Source organism: Acinetobacter sp. S4400-12 (assembly GCF_024129495.1).
Lineage (GTDB): Bacteria > Pseudomonadota > Gammaproteobacteria > Pseudomonadales > Moraxellaceae > Acinetobacter > Acinetobacter lwoffii_C.
In genome coordinates this window covers 114,594-140,579 of record NZ_JAMXYB010000003.1, presented here as the reverse complement: position 1 = coordinate 140,579, position 25,986 = coordinate 114,594, and the positions used below count along the sequence as shown (strand labels likewise).

The 25,986-nt window shown below is 44.8% G+C and carries 19 protein-coding genes and 6 tRNA genes; 13 read left to right on the top strand and 12 right to left on the bottom strand.

Annotation, left to right across the window (positions count from 1 at the left end):
* Positions 1 to 51: 51 nt before the first annotated feature.
* The 7 genes from NI461_RS03025 to NI461_RS02995 all read right to left on the bottom strand — a co-directional run bounded on the left by NI461_RS03025 (position 52) and on the right by NI461_RS02995 (position 8,547).
* Entirely contained in the window at positions 52 to 1,764 is a 1,713-nt protein-coding gene (locus tag NI461_RS03025) for a putative 2-aminoethylphosphonate ABC transporter permease subunit (RefSeq protein WP_253156514.1), read from the bottom strand.
* Complete coding sequence (locus NI461_RS03020) at positions 1,758 to 2,954, bottom strand: ABC transporter ATP-binding protein (protein WP_253156512.1); 1,197 nt, start codon at positions 2,952 to 2,954, stop codon at positions 1,758 to 1,760. Before NI461_RS03020 ends, NI461_RS03025 begins: the two co-directional genes overlap by 7 nt.
* A 155-nt stretch (positions 2,955 to 3,109) precedes the next feature.
* A complete protein-coding gene (locus tag NI461_RS03015; protein WP_151204828.1) occupies positions 3,110 to 4,153 on the bottom strand; it encodes a putative 2-aminoethylphosphonate ABC transporter substrate-binding protein in 1,044 nt (347 codons plus the stop codon).
* Between the two features lie 165 nt (positions 4,154 to 4,318).
* Positions 4,319 to 5,050, bottom strand: a complete 732-nt coding sequence (locus NI461_RS03010; RefSeq protein WP_253156511.1) for a UTRA domain-containing protein — start codon at positions 5,048 to 5,050, stop codon at positions 4,319 to 4,321.
* A 791-nt stretch (positions 5,051 to 5,841) separates the two neighbouring features.
* Positions 5,842 to 5,931, bottom strand: a tRNA-Ser gene (locus NI461_RS03005).
* Between the two features lie 86 nt (positions 5,932 to 6,017).
* Positions 6,018 to 8,054, bottom strand: a complete 2,037-nt coding sequence (locus NI461_RS03000; protein WP_253156509.1) for an NADPH-dependent 2,4-dienoyl-CoA reductase — start codon at positions 8,052 to 8,054, stop codon at positions 6,018 to 6,020.
* A 139-nt stretch (positions 8,055 to 8,193) separates the two neighbouring features.
* Complete coding sequence (locus tag NI461_RS02995) at positions 8,194 to 8,547, bottom strand: hypothetical protein (RefSeq protein ID WP_253156507.1); 354 nt, start codon at positions 8,545 to 8,547, stop codon at positions 8,194 to 8,196.
* Positions 8,548 to 8,794: 247 nt separating this feature from the next.
* Between NI461_RS02995 and argG the strand changes: the two genes are divergently transcribed.
* Positions 8,795 to 10,135, top strand: coding sequence for an argininosuccinate synthase (gene argG, locus NI461_RS02990; protein WP_151204831.1), 1,341 nt, complete (start codon positions 8,795 to 8,797; stop codon positions 10,133 to 10,135).
* 406 nt (positions 10,136 to 10,541) lie between these two features.
* Here the strand turns inward: argG and NI461_RS02985 are convergent, their stop codons facing one another.
* On the bottom strand, positions 10,542 to 11,813 hold the full coding sequence (locus NI461_RS02985) for a GGDEF domain-containing protein (protein WP_253152037.1): 1,272 nt from the start codon (positions 11,811 to 11,813) through the stop codon (positions 10,542 to 10,544).
* A gap of 152 nt (positions 11,814 to 11,965) precedes the next feature.
* Here NI461_RS02985 and pyrC point away from each other — a divergent pair, with 152 nt between their 5' ends.
* The 12 genes from pyrC (at position 11,966) to NI461_RS02925 (ending at position 20,610) form a co-directional block, all read left to right on the top strand.
* Positions 11,966 to 13,000: a dihydroorotase gene (gene pyrC / locus NI461_RS02980; RefSeq protein WP_253156505.1), complete on the top strand. Its 1,035-nt coding sequence runs from the start codon at positions 11,966 to 11,968 to the stop codon at positions 12,998 to 13,000.
* Positions 12,985 to 13,644, top strand: coding sequence for a ribonuclease T (gene rnt, locus NI461_RS02975; RefSeq protein WP_253156503.1), 660 nt, complete (start codon positions 12,985 to 12,987; stop codon positions 13,642 to 13,644). The genes pyrC and rnt overlap by 16 nt, the downstream gene beginning before the upstream one ends.
* Positions 13,645 to 13,664: 20 nt before the next feature.
* Positions 13,665 to 13,740 (top strand) — tRNA-Glu (locus tag NI461_RS02970).
* 126 nt (positions 13,741 to 13,866) lie between these two features.
* A complete protein-coding gene (locus NI461_RS02965; RefSeq protein ID WP_253152036.1) occupies positions 13,867 to 14,025 on the top strand; it encodes a hypothetical protein in 159 nt (52 codons plus the stop codon).
* A 126-nt stretch (positions 14,026 to 14,151) separates the two neighbouring features.
* The gene (locus tag NI461_RS02960) at positions 14,152 to 15,585 is read left to right on the top strand and encodes an amino acid permease (protein ID WP_253152035.1); all 1,434 of its coding nucleotides are present in this window, start codon (positions 14,152 to 14,154) and stop codon (positions 15,583 to 15,585) included.
* A 277-nt stretch (positions 15,586 to 15,862) separates the two neighbouring features.
* Positions 15,863 to 15,938, top strand: a tRNA-Glu gene (locus NI461_RS02955).
* A gap of 111 nt (positions 15,939 to 16,049) precedes the next feature.
* Positions 16,050 to 17,462 (top strand): amino acid permease, encoded by a 1,413-nt coding sequence (locus tag NI461_RS02950; protein WP_253156501.1) that lies wholly within the window; start codon positions 16,050 to 16,052, stop codon positions 17,460 to 17,462.
* An 87-nt stretch (positions 17,463 to 17,549) separates the two neighbouring features.
* Complete coding sequence (locus tag NI461_RS02945) at positions 17,550 to 18,452, top strand: lysophospholipase (protein WP_253156499.1); 903 nt, start codon at positions 17,550 to 17,552, stop codon at positions 18,450 to 18,452.
* 131 nt (positions 18,453 to 18,583) lie between these two features.
* Positions 18,584 to 18,659 (top strand) — tRNA-Glu (locus tag NI461_RS02940).
* Positions 18,660 to 18,684: 25 nt separating this feature from the next.
* Positions 18,685 to 18,760, top strand: a tRNA-Glu gene (locus NI461_RS02935).
* 44 nt (positions 18,761 to 18,804) lie between these two features.
* Positions 18,805 to 18,880 (top strand) — tRNA-Glu (locus NI461_RS02930).
* 308 nt (positions 18,881 to 19,188) lie between these two features.
* Entirely contained in the window at positions 19,189 to 20,610 is a 1,422-nt protein-coding gene (locus NI461_RS02925; RefSeq protein WP_174660048.1) for an iron-containing redox enzyme family protein, read from the top strand.
* Between the two features lie 63 nt (positions 20,611 to 20,673).
* Here the strand turns inward: NI461_RS02925 and NI461_RS02920 are convergent, their stop codons facing one another.
* The 4 genes from NI461_RS02920 to NI461_RS02905 form a co-directional block, all read right to left on the bottom strand.
* Positions 20,674 to 21,918, bottom strand: coding sequence for an NADH:flavin oxidoreductase/NADH oxidase family protein (locus NI461_RS02920; protein WP_174660049.1), 1,245 nt, complete (start codon positions 21,916 to 21,918; stop codon positions 20,674 to 20,676).
* 172 nt (positions 21,919 to 22,090) lie between these two features.
* Positions 22,091 to 23,101: an ABC transporter permease gene (locus NI461_RS02915; RefSeq protein WP_174660050.1), complete on the bottom strand. Its 1,011-nt coding sequence runs from the start codon at positions 23,099 to 23,101 to the stop codon at positions 22,091 to 22,093.
* Complete coding sequence (locus tag NI461_RS02910) at positions 23,101 to 24,144, bottom strand: ABC transporter permease subunit (RefSeq protein ID WP_174660051.1); 1,044 nt, start codon at positions 24,142 to 24,144, stop codon at positions 23,101 to 23,103. Before NI461_RS02910 ends, NI461_RS02915 begins: the two co-directional genes overlap by 1 nt.
* Positions 24,145 to 24,166: 22 nt before the next feature.
* Complete coding sequence (locus tag NI461_RS02905; protein ID WP_171478866.1) at positions 24,167 to 25,975, bottom strand: extracellular solute-binding protein; 1,809 nt, start codon at positions 25,973 to 25,975, stop codon at positions 24,167 to 24,169.
* Between the last annotated feature and the right edge of the window lie 11 nt (positions 25,976 to 25,986).

Genomic DNA, 25,986 nt, shown 5'->3' with positions numbered 1-25,986 from the left:
ATTAAGGTTTAAAACAAATTAAAAGGATAAAAAATAGAACTCTTTTCTCACCTAATGCTGATGCTCGCGCCAGCGCTGACTCGACTTCATCATTTTCCGGGTCAACAGCCAGTGCAACAGCTTGACTACACAGGACGTCACTAAAATCAAAATGCTCATGGCAACCGCTGCCACGGTATCCCCGGCATCATCCATATTCAGCACGGCCACCGAAGCCAAATTGGTATCCGGTGAGTAAAGGAAAATGGCCGCTGAAACCGTCGTCATGGCATTGACAAAGATATAGACCGACACATCACACAACGCAGGAAAGGTTAAAGGCAAATAGACTTTGTAAAACATTTTCCAATTTGAGGCTCCCAGACTTTGCGCAGCATGATCCAGTTGGGTCGGAATCTGTTTAATAGCATTGCTCAAGGTTAAATGCGGCACGGTGTAGTAATGGATAATGGTCGAAATCACTAATAAGGTTAATGAACCATATAGCACCGACATGGGATTTTCAGGCTGATTAAAAAACAGGATATAGGCTATTCCGAGTACCAGCCCGGGTACGGCCAATGGTAATAAAACCAGCATCTGCACATAATTTTTAATCACAGGATGGGCTTTAAAACGCTCGGTAAATAAAGCAATGATGAAAATCAGTACCGTACCGGCCAGCGTGCTCCAAAGTGCCAGCTGAATAGAGTTGAAATAACTGGACCAGCCACCGCCATCCACGTAGTCGAAGCGGTAATGGTTCAGCGTCAGCGAAAGATCGTAGGGCCAATAGCGGATAAAAGAAGCCAAGATTGCAGTGATCACAATTAATAAAATACTGCCTGCAATCACGCTGCAAAATATGATCAGCAGCTTTTCCAGACGTGGATTGTTCTTGATACGATAAGGCTGGATCTGGAAGCTCTGAAAGCGGGCCTGACGACGGCTTTGATAGCGGTCAAAAATAAAGGCCATCACAGCAGGACAAAGCAGCAGAATAGAAATTACTGCCCCCATATTCATATTTTGCTGGCCAATAATTTGCTTATAAACATCCAAAGCCATCATATTGAACGAGCCACCAATTACCTTGGGAATACCAAAATCGGTAATCACATAAGTAAATGCCACCAGACAGGCACTGACCAGTCCGTAACGGATGGCAGGTAAAGTGACCGCCCAATGCGTCTGCCAACTGTTTTTACCTAAAACGTGAGAAGCTTCAATTAAACGCTGGTCAATATTGCGAAAGGAGGCCATCATCAGCATAACCATGGCAGGAAACAGCCAGAAACAGTAACTGATAAGAATACCCAAAGGCCCATAAATTTGCATATCTCCCAGCAGACCTTTGAACACCCCCTGCTGTCCGAACAGATAGACCAGAGCCAATGAAGGTAAGAGCGAGGGAGCTAAAATCGGCAAAAATGCCACGGTTTTAAAAAATGCCTTGCCTCGCATATGTGTGTTGGTCAAGGCAAATGCATAAATACTGGCCAAACTCACGGTCACCAGCATCGCGGTACAGGCAATCCAGACGGAGTTGAAGATAGAGGACAACAGAGCTGGATTGGAAAAATAGGCTATAAAATTTTGCAGGCCGACAAACTTCTGATTTTCATCCAAAAATGCGCTTTGCAATAATAATAACAGCGGTACAATGAGGCTTAGGGTCAGTACTATTGCAGCAACGAACAGCACTGCACTAGAACGTAATGAATACAATGAAGGTTTGGATTTTTTACTGTTTAAAATGGCTTCTGCGGTCGACTGATTTAACATCTGGCTATTCCTTGCAAGTCAAACACATGTAAAGCCTGAGTCGGGATTTGTAGCCACATGTCATCTGCTAAGTTCATGAGTTGCTGATTTTCAATATCAATTTGCAATTGGACTGGCGCAGCCTGTGGGTCATTTTGTTTCAATTCACAAAACAGGCGACGCTTCGCGCCAAGAAACTCCATATTTAAAATACGGACAGCTAAACTAAATTGTCCTTTACGCTCTTCTGGTTTTAAAGCCAATTCAATATTTTCTGGTCTAAATGCAATCTCGAGTTGCTCGCCTGCCCTAAAATTGATGCTTGGATGATCCAACTCATATTGCCCGGCAATCTTTAAACTATGGGTTGAAATTGCTGTGGCCTGAATAAAGTTCATGGTGCCGATAAATTGCGCGACAAAACGGGTTTGTGGCTTATAGTAAATATTGTGCGGAGTATCCAGCTGTTCAATCAGGCCTTTATTCATCACCGCAACACGATCGGAAATACTTAAAGCTTCTTCCTGATCATGAGTGACCATAATTGCAGGTAAATTCAGTTGCTGTTGAATGGCACGGATTTTCTGGCGCAGATTTAAACGCACCAAGGCATCCAAGGCAGACAACGGTTCATCCAGCAACAAAATATCGGGTTTCGGGGCAATGGCCCGTGCTAGTGCAACACGCTGCTGCTGCCCACCCGACAATTGGTTTGGATATTTATCAGTAATCTCCGGCAGTTCAATCAGCTGTAATAACTCAGTAATGCGTGTTTGGATTTGTGCCGCTGTCCATTGTTTTTTATGCAGGCCAAAAGCAATGTTTTCTGCAACAGTCAAGTTTGGAAACAAAGCATAGTTTTGAAACACAATCCCGCATTTGCGTCTGGCGGTATTCAGGTGAGTAATATCAACATGCTGTTTAGTAATCCGGCCATAATCGGGCTGTTCCAGACCTGCAATAATACGCAGCAATGTGGTTTTTCCGCAGCCTGAGGGGCCTAAAAAGCTGACAAACTCCCCCGCTTTTAAATCTAAATTGATATGTTCCAATACTTTTGTGTGGGCAAAAGATTTTTGAATATCTACAGCTTCGAGTACCACTTTCGCATTGGCAGTTGGATAGTTTTTTAAAGTTGACAGTAAATGTCCCGCTGACAACTTTTCCCCTGTTGGAGGCAGAGAGTTTTGTAAATAAGTTGGAATTTGCATACTGTACCTAATTCTAATTTCATTTATTTAAATGACATTTCTTCAATTTCAGTAGAAGCACTATTGTCTTTTTCCTATCTCACCCGGAATCCTGATGCAGGAATTGCCGGGAAGAATCGCTACCGGAGAAATGGATAATTCATCTAATTTCTAATTTACTTCTCGAACTGTGCTGACCATTTTTTTAAAATTGTGTCGCGCTGCGCTGCCGCCCAGTAAAAGTCATTTTTCACCAGTTTTTCTGGCAGATCTTTGGGGAAATCGGTATTGCTACTTTGGACATGTTGATGGGCAACCATGGAAAAATTTTGCGCATACGCCTGATTCGCGGCCTGACTGACAGTCCAATCAATAAATTTCTGTGCGCTGCTCAATTTCTTGGTGCCTTTTACAATTGCAGAGGCTTCCATGTCCCAACCCAAACCTTCTTTGGGATAAATCACCTCTAACGGCGCACCACGGGATTTGAGTTTAAAGCCCGGATAACCAAATGAAATGCCAATTACGGTTTCACCTTGTGCCGCCATTTTGCAAGGCTTGGAACCAGAGTGAACATATTGAGAAATATTTTTGTCCAATGCCTGCATATAAGACCAGGCTTGCTTTTCACCAAAAATCTGCATCCATGCCGTGACATCCAAATAACCTGTACCACTCGAAGCCGGGTTTGGCATCACGATCATATTCTTATAAATCGGTTTACTGAGATCTTGCCAGGTTTGCGGCATCGGGAGATTTTTCTTCTTTAACTCGACTCGATTAACACATACCGCCGATTCCCAGGCCGTCATGCCTGTCCAGGTCGGAATTTCTTTTTGACTATAAAACTCAGGCTTTAACTGTTCAACATTTTGCGGCCGATAAGGCTGTAGCATCTGCTGTTTTTCCATCACCAATAAACTGGTCAAGGCCAGGCCCATCACTACATCTGCTTGCGGATTTTTTTGTTCTGCCAGCAGTTTTGCAGTAATGACACCGGTAGAATCACGGACCCATTTTACTTTTAATTCAGGATGCGCTTTGCGTAGTTCCCATTGATAACGTTTGAGCTGATCGGCTTCTACGGCGGTATAAACCGTAATTTGTTCAGCATCTGGTGAAACTGAACTGGTGGTACATCCTGATATCAAATAAGCCGTACCAAGGCTCAGGACACATAAACCAATCTTTTTTTTACACTGTTTTAAATACTGACTCATCTGCCATTCCTAGTGAATGCGGCTTCTTGATAATCAGTATTTCAGCAAATATTTATGACAGTTTAATTAATCTGGTTTAAACCAGATTGGTTTTTTGTTTTAATTAAGGCCAGGTTATCAATGAAGCTAGATCATTGTTGAAATAAGTTCGCTTTTCAACCCGCTCTAAGTTGAAGCTTCAAAATGTAAATCCAGTACATCATGGAGCCAATATTCCTGATCGACATCAGTAATGATGCCGTTTTGATCACGATTGGTTCGACAAATATATAATCCCATGCTTCCTACATTGACATGTAGGGCCTTAGCCTGTTGTTCAGCAAAAGCAGTTGGATAAAGATGGATATGTGCTCGCGTAAGCTGTCGCTGATATTTTTCAGCCATTAGCACAGTGATTGAATTTTCCAAGTTCTGTGCTAAAAACTCTGGAAAGAGTGTTGCGTTTACTCGGATATGTTCAACCACAGCAGGACGGCCATTAATTGTGCGTCGACGCCAAATTGAATAGATTTGATCTCCAACATTCAGATTTAAATGTTTTGCATCCCATTGAGTTGCCGATACCAGCTCTGCTGAAATAAGCTCTGTGGCGGGAATACTTCCTTGCTCTTGTACATATTGATTAAAACTTTTGATAGATTGCGGCCGATAGGCAATGCGGGGGGCACGCACAAACCAGCCGCGACGGTCTAAACGATAAATTAAACCATCCATTTCAAGCGCTAAAAGTGCTTCTCTGACCGCAACACGTGTTGTTGAAAACTGCTCCGATAATAAGCGCTCAGAGGCTAATTTTGTATTACTGCTTAATTGGCCCGACTCAATTTCATGGGCAATTGCATCTCTTATCGCTATATATTTAGGAATACGCTGGGAAGTTGTAGCCAAATCAGACATAAAGGTAAATTTTAAAAAAACTTAAACTACTATACTAAATTTTTAATTTCAAAGTGATGAAAATCAATAATAACTCGTATTCTGCTTAGGCCACTCATTCCATTAATTAAAGAGTTGACTTTGATTTAGCATGCATAAAAAAACAGGCTTCTGAATAGAAAATTCTCTTTTATATAGATGGTTATACTTATTAAAATTGCTATTGAGCAGGTCGTATTCTCAAATGCAAATTGCGGTGTTTTAAAAATTCCCCATACTTATAGAGGCCTTCGAATTTCTAAAAGTCATCAATTATGCAAAAAAACATAGGAAATCAAACAAGCTGGCTGAAGGGATAAACTACCCGGTAAGCTCTTAATAAGTATCAGCCACTTTTTCAGGCTCATTTCTTTTCCACAATTCAGGTAAATAAAGAGATTGAGATGATGACCTTTATTTCAGACCTCCAAGACAGCCTTCAAATATCCAGGTTCCACAGTCATTTTTTAGCTTTCACACGAGCAATACAAATCATCATATTTTATCGTGATGCTTTTTCATCCCTATCAGGCTAGTAGTCAAAGTGTTCAGCTTGCAAAATGTAGTTTCACAAGTATCACAGATTGGTGCTGTCATTGATACGTGTCATTAGCTTCATTATTACCGTAATGAATATATGCATTGGGCACAGTTTGCCTCAAGCTCACCTAAATAAGCAGCCGCCAATCTTCCATTTATGTATCCAACAAAGTATGCAACTAAAAACACGCCCAAAAAAAGACCCTTGATGATCAAGGGTCTTTTTAGATGTTTGGCGGAAGCGGTGAGATTCGAACTCACGGAGGACTCACACCCTCGTCGGTTTTCAAGACCGGTGCATTAAACCGCTCTGCCACGCTTCCATGGCCGCCATCATACGAATCTTTCAGCCAGCTGACAAGTGAAAAGTGCAATGAATGCAATCAACTGCATATAGTTTCATCAACTCTTACAATTTAGCTGCCAATTCAGCACCCTCACGGATTGCACGCTTAGCATCCAGCTCAGCCGCAAGCTTGGCCCCACCAATAATATGATAATTGGCCAGCGTATGTTGACCTTCGGCTGGCATTAATGCTTTGACCGATTCCTGACCTGCACAGACCACTACACTATCTACACGCAGTAACTGGTCATGACCATCAACTTCAATCCATAAGCCTTCATCCGTAACTGCTTTATACTGCACTCCCCGCAGCATGCGTACACCGTGTTTCTTTAATTGTGCACGGTGTACCCAGCCGGAAGTTTTCCCCAGACCTGCGCCAAGAGCAGTGGTTTTACGTTGTAGCAAATAAATTTCCCGGACTGGCGGTTCTACTTTAGCAGGCTGCATTCCGCCTTCGCTGATATAGTTTGGATTCGGATCAACTCCCCATTCACGCTTCCAGTCTTCCAGCGGTTGTGGCTGAGGCTGATGCGGGGGTTTTAACAAAAATTCTGAAACATCAAAGCCGATCCCACCTGCCCCAATCACTGCAACCCGATCACCTACCGGTGCACCCCGTAGAACTTCTGCATAAGACAGCACTTGTGGCGCCTCACTACCCGGAATTTTCAACTCACGCGGAATCACCCCTGTGGCAATAATGACTTCATCAAAGCCTTCGCGTTCCAGCTGTTCTTGATTGACCCGGGTATTCAGACGAACATCCACCCCATTTTTTTCCAGCTGCACCTTGAAATAGCGAATCGTTTCATGGAACTCTTCTTTGCCCGGTATGACTTTGGCCAGGTTAAACTGCCCGCCCACTTCATCACTTGCTTCAAATAAAGTCACCTCATGGCCGCGACTGGCAGCAACGCTCGCTGCCGACATGCCGGCCACACCTCCACCAACGACGGCGATACTTTTCGGCTTTTTGGTTTTTACATATACCAGTTCAGTTTCGTAGGCGGCGCGCGGATTGACCAGACAGGTTGCCCGTTTATTTTTAAAAGTATGATCCAGACAGGCCTGGTTGCAGGCAATGCACGTGTTGATTTCATCGACCCGATTGGTTGCCGTTTTATTGACCCAGAAAGCATCTGCCAATAATGGTCGTGCCATTTGAATCATATCAGCCTGACCAGAGGCCAAAATCGCTTCTGCTGTATCCGGCATGTTAATCCGGTTCGATGCAATTACCGGGACGGTGACATGCTTTTTAACTTCTGCGGTGTAATCTATAAAAGCGGCACGAGGCACAGAAGTTACAATGGTGGGAATACGTGCCTCATGCCAGCCAATCCCGGTATTTAGCAAGGTAATACCGGTTTTTTCCAGGGCCTGAGCCACCGTAATCACCTCCTGCATGGTGTTACCGTCATGCACCAGGTCCAGCAAGGACAAGCGGAAGCAGATAATAAATTTCTCACCCACTTCTGCACGGATAGCTTTAACAATTTCTAATGCAAAACGCATCCGGTTTTCAATTGACCCGCCCCAGCGGTCAGTACGCTGGTTCACATGCCGGCTAAGAAACTGGTTTAGTAAATAGCCTTCAGAGCCCATAATTTCGACCCCGTCATAGCCTGCTTTTTTGGCCAGACTGGCAGTTTTGGCATAGTCCTGAATAGTTTCCAGAATCTGTTTTTCAGACATCTGGCGAGGTTTAAAAGGTGAAATCGGTGACTTGATCGGGCTGGCTGAAACCACAAAAGGCTGATAGCCATAACGGCCCGCATGCAGAATCTGTAAAAGAATTTTGGCGCCATGTTTATGGACAGCATGCGTGACCAGACGGTGTGGAGCAATATCTCCCAGCGTATTCATAGTTCCGCCGGCAGGCAGTAACCAGCCCTGACGGTTAGGTGAAATCCCGCCAGTAATTAATAGCCCCACGCCACCTTTGGCGCGCTCACCAAAATAGGCAGCCAGTTTCGGATAATTATAAAAACGGTCTTCCAGCCCTGTATGCATTGAACCCATTACTACCCGATTTTTAATCGTCGTAAACCCCAAATGTAATGGTTTTAAAATATTTGCATAACGCGTATTGGTCATAAGATCTTCCTGTTTTTATTTAGCCCAAGCCTATTCCTCTTACTTTAACTGATTTCACACGGCTTTTTATGACTATCAGGTCTGCTTTCTCAGGCATAAATCCCAATCTGTGTCGTCATGCTGCAGCTGGTTTTTTCAATTACTGTTGCCATTGCCGTGCGCTTGCTTTCCACAAGGCAATCACGCCTAAAACTGTACCGACTGGAAAACTGAGCAGCATCAGAATGGCCATGATTCTGGACAGTGTCCGACCACCGCGATTGCCCTGTTTGACCTTAAGCGATGCCTGAATATTCAAGTAAATCATCAACGCCAGCAATAACAGGATAAATCCTAAGCTCATAACTGAAATTGTCGACTGCTGATATTCCAGATAGCCGAATACAATCGTAGTAAACACCAGCAGACCGGCATAAATACCATGGATCAAGGCCAAGGTTTCATTTTTGGGTTTAGGACTCAGGTTGGGTAAAGGGGGAATACGTGTCGTCATTTTGGGTGCCTCAGCGAATCACTTTTTATCTATTGATGATGAATATAACGAATATTGCTGATATTCAGCAGTATTTTCAAAAAAACAAGCGTATTTGAAGTGATTTCAGACTATTGATTTCAAATTTTAAACCGAGTTTTCCTTTTCTAAAGCACACCTAAATAAAATAATGATACAATTGATACAATATATGTTTTTTTCAGGCCACCACTTCTGGCGTGCCTATTTCATATCATTAGGATGAACAATGTCTGATAATGCAACTATCTTGCAGAATGTCCCAGTAGGTAAAAAAGTTGGTATTGCCTTTTCTGGTGGTCTAGATACTTCTGCAGCTCTTTTGTGGATGAAACAAAAAGGCGCTGAGCCTTATGCTTACACAGCAAACCTGGGTCAGCCTGATGAAGACGATTACGATGCAATTCCCCAAAAAGCTGAAGCTTATGGCGCTGTAAAAGCACGTTTGATCGACTGCCGTCTACAACTTGCATTAGAAGGTATTGCAGCCATTCAATGTGGTGCATTCCATATTTCTACAGGTGGCGTTCCTTATTTTAATACCACGCCACTTGGCCGTGCAGTAACAGGTACGATGCTTGTAACTGCTATGAAAGAAGATGATGTCAACATCTGGGGTGATGGTTCAACCTATAAAGGAAACGACATCGAACGTTTCTACCGCTATGGTCTGTTGACCAACCCGGCACTCAAGATCTACAAGCCTTGGTTAGACCAGACGTTTATTGACGAACTAGGTGGCCGTGCAGAAATGTCACAGTTCCTGATCGACAATGGCTTTGACTACAAAATGTCAAAAGAAAAAGCTTACTCAACTGACTCAAATATGTTGGGTGCAACTCACGAAGCCAAAGATCTTGAATACCTGGATGCTGGTATTAAAATCGTTGAGCCAATCATGGGGGTAGCTTTCTGGAAAGAAGATGTTGAGGTTACGCCTGAAGAAGTATCGATTACTTTTGAAGAAGGCTTCCCGGTTGCCATCAACGGTCAACGTATCGAAGATCCGGTGGAGTTCATTCTTGAAGCGAACCGTATCGGTGGCCGTCATGGTCTAGGTATGTCAGACCAGATCGAAAACCGTATCATCGAAGCGAAATCTCGTGGTATCTACGAAGCTCCGGGTATGGCGCTGCTTCACATCGCTTATGAACGTCTGGTAACAGGTATCCATAACGAAGATACGATTGAACAATATCGTATCAACGGTTTACGTTTAGGCCGTCTACTTTACCAAGGTCGCTGGTTCGATTCTCAAGCCTTAATGCTGCGTGAAACTGCACAGCGTTGGGTCGCAAAAGCAGTCACAGGTACTGTAACGCTTGAGCTACGCCGTGGTAATGACTACACCATTATGAACACTGAATCTCCAAACCTGACTTATGAAGCTGAGCGTTTGACCATGGAGAAAGCTGATTCAATGTTCTCTCCTATGGATCGTATCGGTCAATTGACCATGCGTAACCTGGACATCACTGACACTCGTGCAAAATTAGGCATCTATACAGATTCTGGTTTGTTATCTGTCGGTACAGGTTCTGCTGTTCCTCAACTTAAAGACAAAAACTAAGTCCTTGGGATGAACTCCTTTAAGTTGTAAAACTGCTTTTAATGAGCAATGCCAGTCAGTTAAACATTGACTGGCATTTTTTATGCTTTATCAGCGGCCTAGAAAGACAATAAATAATTTTTAAAGCAGCTCAGCATTTAAAATCGGCCCTGATCAGTTTCCTGATTTTTTAAAGCAACTCTCAGCTATTGGACAAATTTAATTCTAATATTTTGCTGCAAGCTTGCCTTCTTTGCTTTTGAAAGCGCAGAGAGGATTAAATATATACAGTCAGCAAGAAAAGCTTTTCATTTGTCTCTCGCATTGCTGGCTTAAACATCTGCCCTTTTCACCCTCATACATTACGAAAAATATTCAACTTAAAACAATGACTTATCTTTAGAAACACGATTGAGTAGCGTTTATTTCAAGAATTCACCATACCTGCATTTACTGAGCGAATCGACTGATAATAAATCTGGTTACGTCCCAACTGCTTGGCCCGATACAGTGCCTGATCGGCAATCTGCAATAAACTGTCCTTATCAAGATTTTCTTCACTACGATAGACCGTGATGCCTAAGCTGATCGTAATCTGATCAGAGATATGAGATTTTTCATGAGGAATTCGCAGTCGATCAATCGCTTTAAAAATATTGGAAGCCACTGCATAGGCCCCGTGTGCATCAGTTTCCGGCAGCAGCACCACAAACTCTTCACCGCCATAACGCGCGACAAAGTCCATATGCCGAATCGCATTTTTAATGGTTAAGGCAATACTGGAAATGACATCATCACCCTTTTGATGTCCATAATAATCATTATAATTTTTAAAAAAATCCACGTCGATAAACAGGATGGCTAAGGCACTTTCATTACACTGTGCCTGCCTGAAAAAGACATCCAGGGTTTCATCCAGAGTCCGACGATTAGAAATTTTAGTCAGCTCGTCCTGCTGACTTAGATGCAACAGCTCGGTGGTGTGAATACGCTGGATTTTTTCACTGATTTTGGCACGCCTACTGTATAAAAAGATCATTCTTTCGCGTGCAAAAATCATATGACTAATTACATAACCCAGCAAACAACTTCCCACCAAAATCCGGCCAAATACCAGCGGATTAAACACCACCGCCATGCTGAGCAGCAGCAGGATCGTAGTGAGCGCTGCCATTAAGCCGGTGATCAGCATCTGCACAGGTTTAATCCCGGTCAGGATATAGCCCAGAATATAAATGATCGTCATGATCGCCATTGACTGATGTTGTAAGCTCTCGGCCTGCATAGACATGTTGATATAAGAAATAGACACCAGCAACCAGAACACCAATATCATTGAGGCTTGCGAAAAAAAGCGTTTCAGTTTAGGGAGCGACGCGGCCAGATAGAAGAGTACCAGAGAGATTGCACCATTTAGCAAGCCTAACAGGCAGAGTATGAAATCATGCAAAAAATACTGGGGATCAGCAATCCAGTAATCGGTGGGAATCATGATCAGCAAAAAAATGAAATAGCTCAACACGCCTCCCCAGACGTATTTTTCCACATGCTTGCGTGCACGTTCCAAATGTTTGCTGCAAAACTCCTGCTCCAGACTTTTCGGAAATATTGAGCCGATACGCTGACTTTGGCTTGCAATAAGCTGTTCTATTTTTTCTTTGTCGTTCTGCAATTTTGCAAGATTGTACTTGTAGTCCATTGCCAAGTATTTATGTAATTTTTTTATTAATTACAAAATAACATACTTTTATAAATTAATTTATAGCGCTCATTTATTTTATATCCCTTTCTCGTTACCATTTTTGCTATAGATGGATTATCATTTGTTTTATTTCTCCGATTGAATTCACCTTGGATACGATTACGATTCTCCAGCCAGACGACTGGCATGCTCATCTGCGTGATGGTTTAGCACTACAACGCACCGTTCCTGATTTGGCCAAACAGTTTTCCCGTGCGATCTGTATGCCGAATCTTGTTCCACCGGTTAAAACGGTGGAAGAAGCCCTCAGCTACCGTGAGCGCATTATGGCGCACGTACCGGAAGGCTGTGATTTTGATCCCCGTATGGTGCTGTATTTCACTGACAATACTTTGCCAAGCGAAGTCCAAAAGATTAAAAACTCTGCCCATGTCAATGCCATCAAGCTCTACCCTGCTGGTGCAACCACCAACTCGGATAGCGGCGTGAGTGACATCAGCAAAGTCTATGCCGTCATTGAACAACTGGAAGAGCACCAGGTGCCATTACTTCTACATGGTGAAGTCACCCAGCATCATGTGGATATTTTTGACCGTGAAAAACGTTTTCTGGACGAGGTTCTGGCACCTTTGCTAAGACAGTTTCCGAAACTGAAACTGGTCCTTGAGCATATCACCACCAGTGAAGCGGCGAACTTTGTACTGGAACAGGATCGCAATGTAGCGGCCACCATTACTCCACAGCATCTGTTGTTTAACCGCAATGATATGCTGGTCGGGGGGGTGAAACCGCACTTCTACTGTTTGCCAATTTTAAAACGTCAAACGCATCAGCAGACTCTGCTGGAAGTGGCCACTAGTGGTAACCCTAAATTCTTCCTGGGTACGGACAGCGCGCCACATTCCAAGAATGCCAAAGAAAATGCTTGTGGCTGTGCGGGTTGCTATAGCGCACCGACGGCAATCGAGCTGTATGCCCAAGCCTTTGATCAGGTCGGGAAGATTGAACGTCTGGAAGGCTTTGCCAGCCACTTTGGAGCAGATTTCTATGGTCTGCCACGCAATACCAATACGATTACACTGGTCAAAGAAGACCAGGTGATTCCTGAAAGTCTAGACTACTTGGATGGTGAACAGATTATTCCGCTTTATGCCGGGAAGACCATCCAATGGAGAAAAATGTGACAATTGAAACTCTTCCAGTCATTGGTCAGCGTTTCCGTGGATTTTTACCTGTTGTTGTCGATGTTGAAACAGCAGGTTTTAATGCACAGACTGATGCCCTGTTAGAAATCGCAGCCATTCCGATTGTATATAATGAAGATGGCGAGTTTATGCCAGGTGAAGCTTTTCATGCCCATATCAATCCTTTTGAGGGCGCCAACCTAGATCGCCGCTCTCTAGAGTTTATTGGAATTGATCCCTCCAATCCCATGCGGATCGCCATGGCTGAAGATGAAAAAACTGCCTTAAAGCGTATTTTCAAATCAGTCAATGAGGTACGTCGTCAGCAAAACTGCACCCATGCAGTTTTGGTCGGACACAATGCGCATTTCGACTTAGGCTTTGTACAGGCCGCGATTGCCCGTACCGGAACCAAAAACCAGAACCCATTTCACAGTTTTTCTGTCTTTGATACTGTGACCTTAAGCGCGGTGATGTTCGGTCAGACCGTACTGGCAAAATCCTGTATTCAGGCTGGAATTGAGTTTGATGGCAAAGAAGCCCATTCTGCATTATACGATACGCAAAAGACGGCTGAACTGTTTTGCTATATTTTAAACAAACTCGCACCTCACCTGCTTGACACTTGGGTGGCGGATCAATAAGATACCGCCATCTTCTAAACGTCCCTATCGTCTAGAGGCCTAGGACATCGCCCTTTCACGGCGGTAACCGGGGTTCGAATCCCCGTAGGGACGCCATCTTCTGTTTTCAAAATCATGGTTGCACTTTATCTGAGAAGCCCAGCTGTACTCGTACCTGCTTAACTGCCTTTTTGAGTCTGCTTCAGCTATAATTCATCCAGTTCCCTATTTTATATTGTCGTCATGTTAAAAAAGATCTTACTGGTTCTGATGATTCTGGCTCCTTCGGCTTTGTACCTGTACATGGTCTCCGGTGATGATACTGCAACAACCCAGTCAGAGCCGGCTCCTTCTTCCGCTAAACCGACAGAACAACCGCGCTACTCAACTCCAGACCACTAAAATGAGTGGTCTTTTCACCTATTTCTTAAATAAAAGCAATTAATTTATAAAAAATTCCAATTTATGTGAAATTTCATTCAATTAAAACTAGAATAGTCTTTTTCAAGTACATTTCCCAATTCATTTATGCAACCTGCTTCTCCTCCTTCACAGCAGTCCCCTGTTGATGAGGGACATACCCCTTCTTTAAAACGTGCCATGGGCACCCGTCATCTGATTATGCTTTCCCTTGGGGGAGCCATTGGCACCGGCCTGTTCATGGGCTCAGGTGAAGTCATCTCTCAGGCAGGTCCTTTAGGGGCAGTGCTGGCTTATATTGTCGGGGGCCTGATTGCTTATATGGTGATGCTGTGCCTGGGTGAGCTGGCTGTACATTTGCCAGTATCCGGTTCATTCGGTGCTTTTGCTACAAATTATATTGGTCCAGGTACAGGCTATATGGTGTCCTGGATGTACTGGCTCGGCTGGTCTGCAACTCTCGGGACTGAATTTACCGCTGCTGCCATTCTTATGCAGGAATGGTTCCCTCAGACGTCTATCTGGTTATGGACACTGATCTTTGCTGCTGGCGTGCTGATCTCCAACCTCAGCTCAACCCGTACTTTTGCAGAGTCTGAATTCTGGCTGTCGCTGGTGAAAGTGGCCACCGTCCTGATCTTCATTATTCTGGGCTTTGGCTGTATCTTTGGTTTTATTCCTTTTCAAGGCTATGAATCTGCCCCCCTCTTCGGCAATCTGACCGAACATGGCTGGCTACCCAATGGCTTGATTCCACTGTTTACCACCCTGCTCATCGTGAACTTCGCCTTTAACGGCACAGAAATGATCGGGATTGCCGCCGGTGAAACAGAAAATCCTGAGAAAAATGTGCCAAAAGCCATTCATGCAGCGGTCTGGCGCCTGATTATTTTCTTTGTCGGCACCATTATCGTCATCAGTTCTTTACTGACCTATACTGACGCTGGTTTACAGGTGGGCGGAGATGGGGGCTTGAGTAGCAGTCCTTTCGTCTCGGTATTTACCCAGATGGGGATTCCATATGCTGAGGACTTTATCCGCTTTGTGATCATTACCGCACTGTTATCTACAGCCAACTCTGGCCTGTATGCCGCTTCGCGCATGATGTGGGCGCTGTCTTCACAAAATCAGCTGCCGCGGGTATTTGCCAAGGTCAGCAAATCCGGCGTGCCTTATATTGCGGTTTGGGTGACCATGATTGGCGGCTTACCTGGCTTATTGTCTGAACAGTTCGAAGCCGATGTCATCTTTAAAAACCTGCTCGGTGTAGCGGCCTTTACCATGGTAATTGTATGGATGAGTATCTGCTGGAGCCAGTTTAATTTCCGTCGTCAGTGGCTCAAACAGGGCCGCAGTGTATCGGAGCTTAAATTCCGTACCCCGTGGTTCCCGCTGGTACCGATTCTCGGCTTTATTGCCTGTACTGCGACCGGCCTGAGTATGGCTGCAGATCCTGAAATGCTGTCGGGCTTTATCGGCTGTCTGTTATTTATGGCTGCCTGCTATGCCAGCTATTACTGGCTATATCATCCAAAATCTTAGGTTCTACACTAAAAAATTCTTAGCATTGCTGCAATAAGCCCAATTTTTATTGGGTTTATGCGAGGGCCTGTTGACCCCTCATTGATGTTTGCGACCACGCAATCCATTTATGAAATATCAACAGACCCTCTATTTAGAGTTAAAAATCACCTGAACTCTCCTATTCCAATAAAATCGTCTTCTGTTTTGCTTAATGTTTAAACTATTAAATAAGTTTTCATAAAAAGCCTTTTGACAAATTTAAGCTGAGTCCTTAATATACGCATCACCTCGCAACGTCCCTATCGTCTAGAGGCCTAGGACATCGCCCTTTCACGGCGGTAACCGGGGTTCGAATCCCCGTAGGGACGCCATCTATTGATCACATCTGATCAAGCCTTAGACACAATCCATATTAATACATTGCAGATTTGTAGTTTTTCACTACAATAACCCGCTTTACTTCTCTGGTTTTTTTGACTCCTATGCATTCATCTCCGAATGATGCTACGCATCAGGGCAATTCTGCGCCTTTAAAACGCGCTATGAGTACTCGACATCTGGTCATGATTTCGCTTGGCGGCGCCATTGGAACAGGCCTGTTTTTAGGTTCGGGTGAAGTCATTGCACAAACGGGGCCAATAGGTGCCATTCTTGCTTATTTCCTCGGCGGAATCATCGCTTATATGGTGATGCTCTGTCTGGGTGAGCTTGCAGTTCATATGCCTGAATCGGGTTCTTTTGGCGCCTATGCCAAACGCTATATTGGACCAGGAACAGGCTATACCATTACCTGGCTCTACTGGCTGACCTGGTCGGTGACCCTGGGAACTGAATTTACCGCCGCCGCCTTGCTGATGCAGGAATGGCTGCCGGACAGTTCCATGTGGATGTGGACGCTGGTCTTTGGCGCGCTGGTCTTCACGCTGAATATGATTTCGACCCGCTGGTTTGCCGAATCCGAATTCTGGCTGGCGCTGGTAAAAGTCGTCACCGTCATTGCCTTTATCCTGCTCGGTTTATTGGCCATTTTCGGGGTTCTGGATTATCAAGGCCAAGAAACAGCACCGCTGTTCAGTAACCTGACCGCCCAAGGCTGGTTCCCTGAGGGACTGTTCCCGATTTTCACCACCATGCTGATTGTGAACTTTGCTTTCTCGGGCACCGAACTGATTGGTGTCGCAGCAGGTGAAACCAAAGACCCGGCCAAGAACGTGCCAAAAGCCATCAATACCGCAATTTTCCGCCTGCTGATTTTCTTTGTGGGTACGATTGTGGTGGTGACCTCACTTCTGCCCCATCAGGAAGCAGGACTGGCCGTTGAAGGCGTGAGTAACAGTCCGTTTGTAACCGTATTCCAGCATATCGGTATTCCCTATGCAGAAGATATTATTCGCTTTGTTATTATCACCGCCCTATTGTCGGCAGCCAACTCCGGCCTGTTTGCCGCTTCGCGCATGATGTGGTCACTGTCCTATAGCAAACAGTTGCCCGCTGTATTTTCACGCGTGAATGCCAAAGGAATTCCTTATATCGCAGTCATTGTGACGATGATTGGCGCAATGCCGGGCCTATTGTCAGAGCAGTTTGCACCAGAAACTATTTTTACCAACTTGCTGGGTATCGCAGCATTTACCATGGTCGTGGTCTGGATGAGTATCTGCTTGAGCCAGTTCAACTTCCGCCGCCAATGGTATAAGGATGGTCATAGTATCAAAGAACTAGGCTTTGCAGCCCCCCTGTTCCCGACTGTACCGATTTTAGGCTTCCTGTTCTGCCTGATCACCTGTATCAGTATGGTCTTTGATCCGAGCATGCGCATCAGTTTCTTTGGCTGCCTGCTGTTTATTGCAGTGTGTTATGCCAGCTACTATACCTTCTATCACAAAAAAGTGTAGGGCTTAAAGCCAACAAAAGAGCAGCTTTCGCTGCTCTTTTTTTATCTATACTGTAAATAGATATGGAGCCACCCGAATGAGGCACCGATGAAAATTATTTATATTCATGGAATAAACAAACAGCAGTTTACGTCTGCCTCATTACGTCAACATTGGCTGCATATTTTTAAAAAAGGTCTTCGGAAAAACCATCAACTGGCCTGCTTTTCTCATTTAAAACGCCATATCCGCATCGCTTTTTATGGCGACTTACTGTTAAAGCATCATCTGCACAATGTTCTCAATGCCAGCACTCTTATGCCTCAGGACTGGCCACACTTCCCGTTTCATCATCCCATCAACATTCCGCCAGAGCACTCCCTCCCTCCGCATAAAGTTGAGACTTGTGAAATTCCAGAGTTAAATGTAGAAGATGCTGTGGGTTTTAACCAGAAATTAAAATTTATTACTACTTTAAGTAAAAATACAGCCTTACGTGATTTTGTTGTATTGCTAAATTATTTTCCCGGCTTACATGGCACTCTGATCAAGAAATTTCTGATTGAAATCTATCTTTATCTGGCCAATCCTGATTTTATGCAGCAAGTTCACCAGCGTATTGCCCAGCAACTTTATGGTCAGCAGCCCTGTATTGTAATTGCCCATTCGCTGGGCAGTGTCATTGCCTATAATTATCTGGTTCATCATCCAGAACTGAATGTCCAGCGCTTTATTACGCTCGGATCGCCGTTGGCTTTTAGGGTAATACAGACTCATCTGCCTCAGCCCGTGGTCCGGCCCGCTGCCATTTGTGGTGACTGGATCAACTTTTATTCACATGATGATTTTTTGACAACGTTTCCCCTGACAGAAGCCCCTTTTTTATTTAAACCTGCCATTATCAATCATGAAATATGCACCTCCCCCGAACATCCGCATGATATTGATGGTTATATCCAGCATCCAGACGTGGTAGCAGCCATCCTGCACATGCTTAAAAAATCATCTTAAATTCTGTATTTTTCAAGCATTTTCTCCATATTGTTTTAAAATTATGCGCTCAGCAGAAAAAACAGGAAAAATTCTGGAAAAGCGTTTGACACCTCCTAATTTTCACCCTACTATACGCCCACCTCTGAAACGTCCCTATCGTCTAGAGGCCTAGGACATCGCCCTTTCACGGCGGTAACCGGGGTTCGAATCCCCGTAGGGACGCCAATTTTCAGAAGTATTATTTTATTAAGTCCCTATCGTCTAGAGGCCTAGGACATCGCCCTTTCACGGCGGCAACCGGGGTTCGAATCCCCGTAGGGACGCCATACTTTAAATCAAAAGGTATGGATTAAAATATTACTTCTCATTTGTCCCTATCGTCTAGAGGCCTAGGACATCGCCCTTTCACGGCGGTAACCGGGGTTCGAATCCCCGTAGGGACGCCATATTCGAGAACACTTTTTTTTAAAAGAAAGATCTCACAAAAAAGCCCAAGCATGATGACTTGGGCTTTTTTATTACCTACACATTCAATTCTATTTTTTTATCTTTTGATCAATTTCATGGGATCGCAATTTTCTTTTTTGATAAACAATTCATTCAAAAATTTCATTCTTTTACATTTATCTTCATCTCGTTATCGATTCATTTTCATTTACAGCAATCACACTATAAATATGAACAAAAAATCAACACCGAGCATATCAGCATGCCGTTAAGGTAGAAAGCATACTATATCTGCAAGGATCAGATTATGTTCGTCAGTACAAAGTCAAGTTCGTCTGAATCATCTATTAAAAACCATAACCATCAATTTAAAAATTTTAAAGATTGGGTCAACTTCTTTCAGGATCAACAGATTTCAACGGCGGTCAAGACCGAACAGGCGGAGCACTATTTAAGCGATTTAATCCAGCAAGTTGATGTGGTGGGAATGAAATGGCTGGATCAGCCAGCTTATGTAGAACAGCATTTTCTGGAACAGCACCATCAAACTTGTGCGCTTTTCCAGTCATATCTAGAACGGCGCAAACAGCAGCAAGGACGGGAATATTTTCCCACTGTGGCCCATGCCTTTGAGTTTTTAGCCAAAGTGGCTCCGGTGAAACTGGTAGATGGTTCGTGGTTGTATTCGAGTGTACAAAACTGGAATCGTCTGGAAAATAAAGACCTGATTTACATCTATCTGGAAGAACTCGGCATGGGGCATACTCGCGCCAATCATGTCACCATGTATCAGGAGCTGCTCAACCATTATGAGTTAAACAGTTATGCCGAGCAGCTGGATGTCAGCTATTATGAACAGGCGGCAGTACAACTGGCGCTGGCCTATGCTCCTCCAGAATATCTGCCCTTAGTGATTGGATTTAATCTTGGCTATGAACAGTTGCCCTTACATCTCTTGATCACCAATTACGAGCTGGCTGAACTGGCTATCGACCCGCATTACTTCAATGTGCATATCACCATTGATAATGCGCACAATGGTCATGCCCACAAATCGTTACAAGCCTATTTAGATCACTATGCTCTCGCGGAAGATCCTGCACAGTATCTGGATCTGATCAAAAAAGGTTATGTACTGAATGATATTGGTAAAAGTTCTACCGAGATCATCACGCAACTAAATCCTGAACAACTGGCCTTGAAAGTATTCCAAAATAAGGCTCTGATCGGACAATATATCCATAACCAGAAGTGCCAGTTTAGCGGCAAAAATATCAATGAATGGCTATCTGACCCGGCGCAGATTGCCGACTTCCTGAAAGTCATGCTTGAAAAAGGTTGGATTGTAAAAGATGCAGCAGTAGAACAGAGCCGTTTCTGGAAAATCATTGATGATCCGGACGGCAAAATGTTTGGCGTATTTAATGCCACTGAAAAGCAGATTATTAAAGACTGGATTCAGGGAGCGACATTGGCTGCCCGCCTGTCTACAGGTAGCAAATCTCAGCTAAATCATCAGACGGAATCAGTATTAAACCGTATCGATCAGCAACAGATTCATCAGCTGAAAAACCGTTTGAATCGCTGTGCCGCTGCCGAGCAGAAGATTGATTTATTGATTCCTTATGTGGCGCCACATATGCACCATCAGGAAGTCGGTTTATGGGCTACACGTCAGCTTTGCCAGCTACTCTTCCCCTTCCAGACTCAGGCCATGACCTATTGCTAAACAAGTCACTGATAAAAACAGGGCATTTAAAATGCCCTGTTTTTTTGCTTCAATTTATAGCTATCAAGCTGATTTACGTGAATTGATCTGACCTTTAATCACGGCTTTTACATTACCTTTTAAATAATTCAGAAAAACTTTTAGAGGTGATAGTTTTGGATTCGGCTGATTGCCTTTGGCAATTTCCTTAAACTGTGCGGCATACCAGATAATTTCCATAATGGCCATTTTATCAACCATTGGAATACCGGTTTTAATTTTCTCCACGGCATATCGCACATCCTCCCCGGCAACCAGACGATCGCCCAGATCGGGCTCAACCGCAAATGGGCGGGCAATACCCACAAATTCGCATGCACCACTTTCCAAGGCGGCATTCATACCCGCTGCAGTACGGAAGCCACCCGTCACCATTAGATGGCAATTTACTTCCTGACGAATCTTCTCGGCAAAGTCGAGGAAATAGGCCTCTCGTGCCACGGTTGAAGCTTTACGTTTTTCCGCTTTTACTCCTGCCATGGCCGGTGCTTCATAAGTCCCGCCAGATACCTCGATCATATCAATACCTGCGGCATCCATGGCTTTAAAGACATAGATCACATCTTCTTCACTAATACCACCACGTTGGAAATCCGCGGAGTTCAGCTTGACCGAGATGATGAAGTTTTCCGAGGTTGCGGCACGAACCGCCTGATAAGTCTCAAGCAGAAAACGGCTGCGGTTTTCAATACTGCCACCCCACTGGTCCTGACGCTTATTCGTCAGCGGCGATAAAAACTGGCTGATCAGATAACCATGGGCACCATGTAATTGCACGCCTTCAAACCCGGCCTTTTCACAGATGGCTGCTGAAGTTGCAAAGCGCTGAATAATATCTAGAATCTCATCTTCACCTAGTTCACGCGGTGTCCCAAAACTTACCGCCAGCGCCGGGCTAAAAGGCACAGCCGAAGGCGCAACCGTTTCTTTATTTAATCCTTTAGGACACTGACGTCCCGGATGAGACAACTGAACCAGCTGCACCATACCATGACGTTTGCCCACTTCAGCCCACGCCTGGAGCTGCGCCAGATCACGTTCGGTTTCCACCACGACCACGCCAGGTTCATTTTTGGCACGAAAATCCACCATGACGTTGCCGGTAATCGCGCAGCCCAAACCGCCTTTGGCCCAAGCTTCATAAAGTTTTAAATGGGCCTGATTCGGCTGACCTGCATCATTGGCCAGCGCTTCACTCATCGCGCCTTTAATAATGCGATTTTTAAACTGGGTATTACGAATCTGGATAGAATCAGCCAATTTTGTCATGTATATTCCTAAGGTATTTATCTTATTTTGTATGTGTTATAACCCAAGTCAGAAAATTTGACAATTCAACTTGTCAAATTGACACAAATTTTATTTAAGATGACTGATCACAAATTTATTTGCTCTATGTTTAAGACGATGCATCTTTTTTAGCTGGAATGAAGTGAGAAGTTTAAGTTTTAGGATCAAAAGCATCCCGTATGGCTTCTCCCGTATAAATGAGCAGGGACAGCACAATTGCCAAGGTCAGAAAGCCAGACCAGGCCAGCCAAGGCGCATTTAAATTATTTTTTCCTTGTAGTAACAGCTCACCCAGAGAAGCTGTTTCAGGTGGCAAGCCATACCCCAAAAAATCCAAAGCAGTCAGGGCGCTAATATTAGCGGTCAGCATAAAAGGAAGCTGCGACAGGCTGGAACCGATGACATTGGGCAAGATATGCCGGAACATGATCCGGCCATGGCCTGCGCCCATACTTCTGGCAGCCCAGACATACTCCAGATTTCTCGCTCGCAAAAATTCAGCCCGCACCATCGACACCAGCGTGGTCCAGCCAAAGAACAGCATGATCAAAAACAGCCAGTAAATATTCGGACTGAACAGACTGACCAGAATCATCACCATAAACAGCATTGGCAGACTGCCCCAGACTTCGAGAATCCGTTGCCCAATCAGGTCTACCCAGCCGGCATAATAGCCCTGGATTGCGCCGACCAGAATACCGAGGGCTGCAGACAGCAAAGTCAATGCAAAACCAAATAGCAGGGAAATACGCAAGCCATACAGAATCCGGGCCAACACATCTCGCCCCTGATCATCTGTCCCTAACCAGTTCTGCTGACTGGGGGGTGCAGGAAGCGGCACATCCAGCGCCAGATTGGGTGTGTCATAGGAAAACCGGATAACCGGCCAAAGCGCCCAACCATTGGCATGGATCAGCTGCTGCACAGCCGGGTCCTGATATTCAGCCTCAGTTTCAAAAACACCACCAAAGGTGGTTTCAGGATAGGCCTTCAGTACGGGCAGATAATAAGCATCCTGATATTTGACCAGCAGGGGTTTATCATTGGCAATCAGTTCCGCGCCCAACGAAAGCAGCAGAATCATTAAAAATGCAATGAAACAGGCAAAACCGGTCCGGTTATTTTTAAAGCGTTGCAGGCTGGCACGCAGCATCGGTGACATTATTTCAATCCTCGCGATTCAAAATGAATCCGTGGATCAATTACCCGGTACAGCACATCACTGAGTAAACGCAGAAGCAGACCCAGCAAGCTAAAAATAAAGAGCGTTCCAAAAATTACCGGATAATCCCGCTGCATAATCGCCTCAAATCCCAGCAGCCCCAAACCATCCAGATTGAAGATGATTTCGATAAACAGGTTACCGACAAATAGAATGCCGAGCAGTGCCTCAGGTAAACCGGCAACCAGAACCAGCACAGCATTCCGCAATACATGCCGATACAGCACTGCCCGTTCCTGTAGGCCTTTGGCTTGCGCTGCCAGTACATAATGTTTGCCCAGCTCCTCGACAAAGGAAAATTTCACCAGATAGGTCAGTCGGGAAAAACCGCCCAGTACAATAGCCAGCAAGGGCAGCGCCATATGCCAAAAATAATCCCGGATTTTCCCCCAAAAAGATAATTCAGCAAAATTTTCCGAGCTTAGGCCTTGCAAAGGAAACCATTGCAGATAAGAGCCACCTGCAAACAATACAATCAGCAAAATCGCAAAAATAAAGGCTGGAATGGCATAACCGACCGCCAACAGCAAGGAGGTAGTCTGGTCAAACAGGCTGCCATGCTTTTTAGCTTTCTGGATGCCCAGAGGAATCGAGACCAGATAGATCAGCACCGTACTCCACAGGCCTAAAGACAATGAGACAGGAAGTTTTTCCCAGATGAGGTCTGTTACAGCCTGCCCTTTAAAAAAACTGTGTCCCAAGTCAAACTGGGCATAGCTTTTCAGCAGTTCCCAGAAACGCAGATAGAGCGGCTGGTCAAATCCATATTGAATTTTAATCTGCTCCAGCATTTCAGGCGTCAGACCTTGCTGCCCCTGATATTTCAAGCCATTCGCCCCCAGAGGGTTAACGTGCTGCGCCTGATAAATCGCCTGTTCTACAGGACCACCCGGTGCAAGCTGAATCACCACAAAATTGATCAGTAAAATGACGAATAATGTTGGAATCATGAGTAGCAGACGTTTGAGTATATAAGTACTCATGGTACTCCTCGGGACTAGAAACTTAGCGATATTTTAAATAGGGTGCTATTTGTTTGGCCTTGCCAGCATCAACCCACCAGTAATCAATGCCGGCAGAAAGCTTCGGCTTGATCTTGGGTTGTTGATACATATTCCAGTAAGCGTACCAGTATTCACGGCTACCATATGTCGGAATGTGATAATAACCCGCCCGCAGCAAACGATCCAAGGCCCGGGTACGGTCTATCAGCTGCTCGCGGCTTTGCGCCTGAATGACCTGATCAATTACCCGGTCAATCCCCGGATTGCGAATCCCGGCATAATTATAGTTGCCGGGCTGGCCTGCAGCCTCGCTACCCCACAACTGCTTTTGTTCCTGTCCCGGCGTCAGCGATTGCGGCATGGTATCCACAATCATATCGAACTGATAATTTCTTAGCTGCTCATAATACTGTGCAGTTTCCACCATCCGGATTCGAGCCTGAATCCCCAGACGTTTTAAATGCCTGAGATAAGGCATCAGATAACGCTGCTGCTCGGCCTGATGTAATAAAAACTCGATTTTTACAGTTTTACCCTGGGCATTTAGCAACTGTCCCTGCTGATAATAATAACCGGCTTTTAACAGGATTTTCCGGGCCTGAAGCAGGTTTTTGCGGTTAAATCCGGAGGCATCCGAGGGTGGATACTGCCAGTTTTGCAATACTGCTTGACGCTGTACCGGATGCAATTTAGACAGTTCAGGCTGTAAAATTTTCAGCTCCTGAGCACTGGGTTTTCCACCAGATGCGAGTTCACTATTGCTAAAAAAACTATTTAAACGCTGATACTCTCCATGAAACATGGCTTTGTTCAGCCATTCAAAATCATAGGCCAGACTCAGCGCCTGACGGAAGTAAATATCAGCAAAAGGCTGACGCCGAGTATTCAACACCAGGCTTTGTGTGGGAATCGGATTATGGTGGTGTAGGCGATAGGTCTTGACCCGGCCTTGCCGTACCGCAGGAAAGCGGTAATCTTTCACCCAGCGGCTGACCTGAGTTTCCTCATGGAGGGTGAACTGGCCTGATTTAAAAGCTTCAAATTTAATTTCCGGACTGCGGTAATATCGATATTGAATCCGGTCAAAATTATAACGCCCACGATTGACCGGCAAATCCCGGCCCCAATAATGCGGATTGCGCTTATAGGAAATACGTCGTCCCGCTTCAATCCGTTCAATCACATAAGGCCCTGAACCCAGAATCGGTTTCAGGCTGATCTCCTTAAAATTACGCTGCTGCCATTCCTGTTGTGCATAAATCGGCATTTGTGACACGCCTATGGCCATTTCCGGATTGTGGCGCGACTTAAAACTGATTTTGACTTTTAAGGGAGATAGCACTTCAATGCGTTGAATATCCGCCAGATACATCTGCAAGCCAAAATTGGATTGGGTCTGATACAGCTCAAAGCTGTATTTAACATCCTTTGCCGTGACGGGCTGACCATTACTGAATCTGGCCTTCGGATTTAAATGGAAAATAATATAGGCGGTCTGCTCTGGATCGAAACTGACTTTCTCCGCCAGCAAGGGATAATATACGCCAGGCTCATCCAGCGACTTCGACAGTAAACTGTCAAAAATATAGTTAATCCCTTCAGTGACATTCCCCTTGCCATTCATGCTGTTCAGATTATCAAAACTGCCATCCGCAGCCCGGATCAGCACCCCACCTTTGGGTGCTTTAGGGTTGGCATAAGGCATAGATTCAGCGTGAGCATATTGAGGACTGCCATGCAGGGCAATATACGGGGTGGTGATGACTGCTGCCCCACTGCTACTGATGAGCCAAGGGGCAGTCACTACCATCCAGATATGAC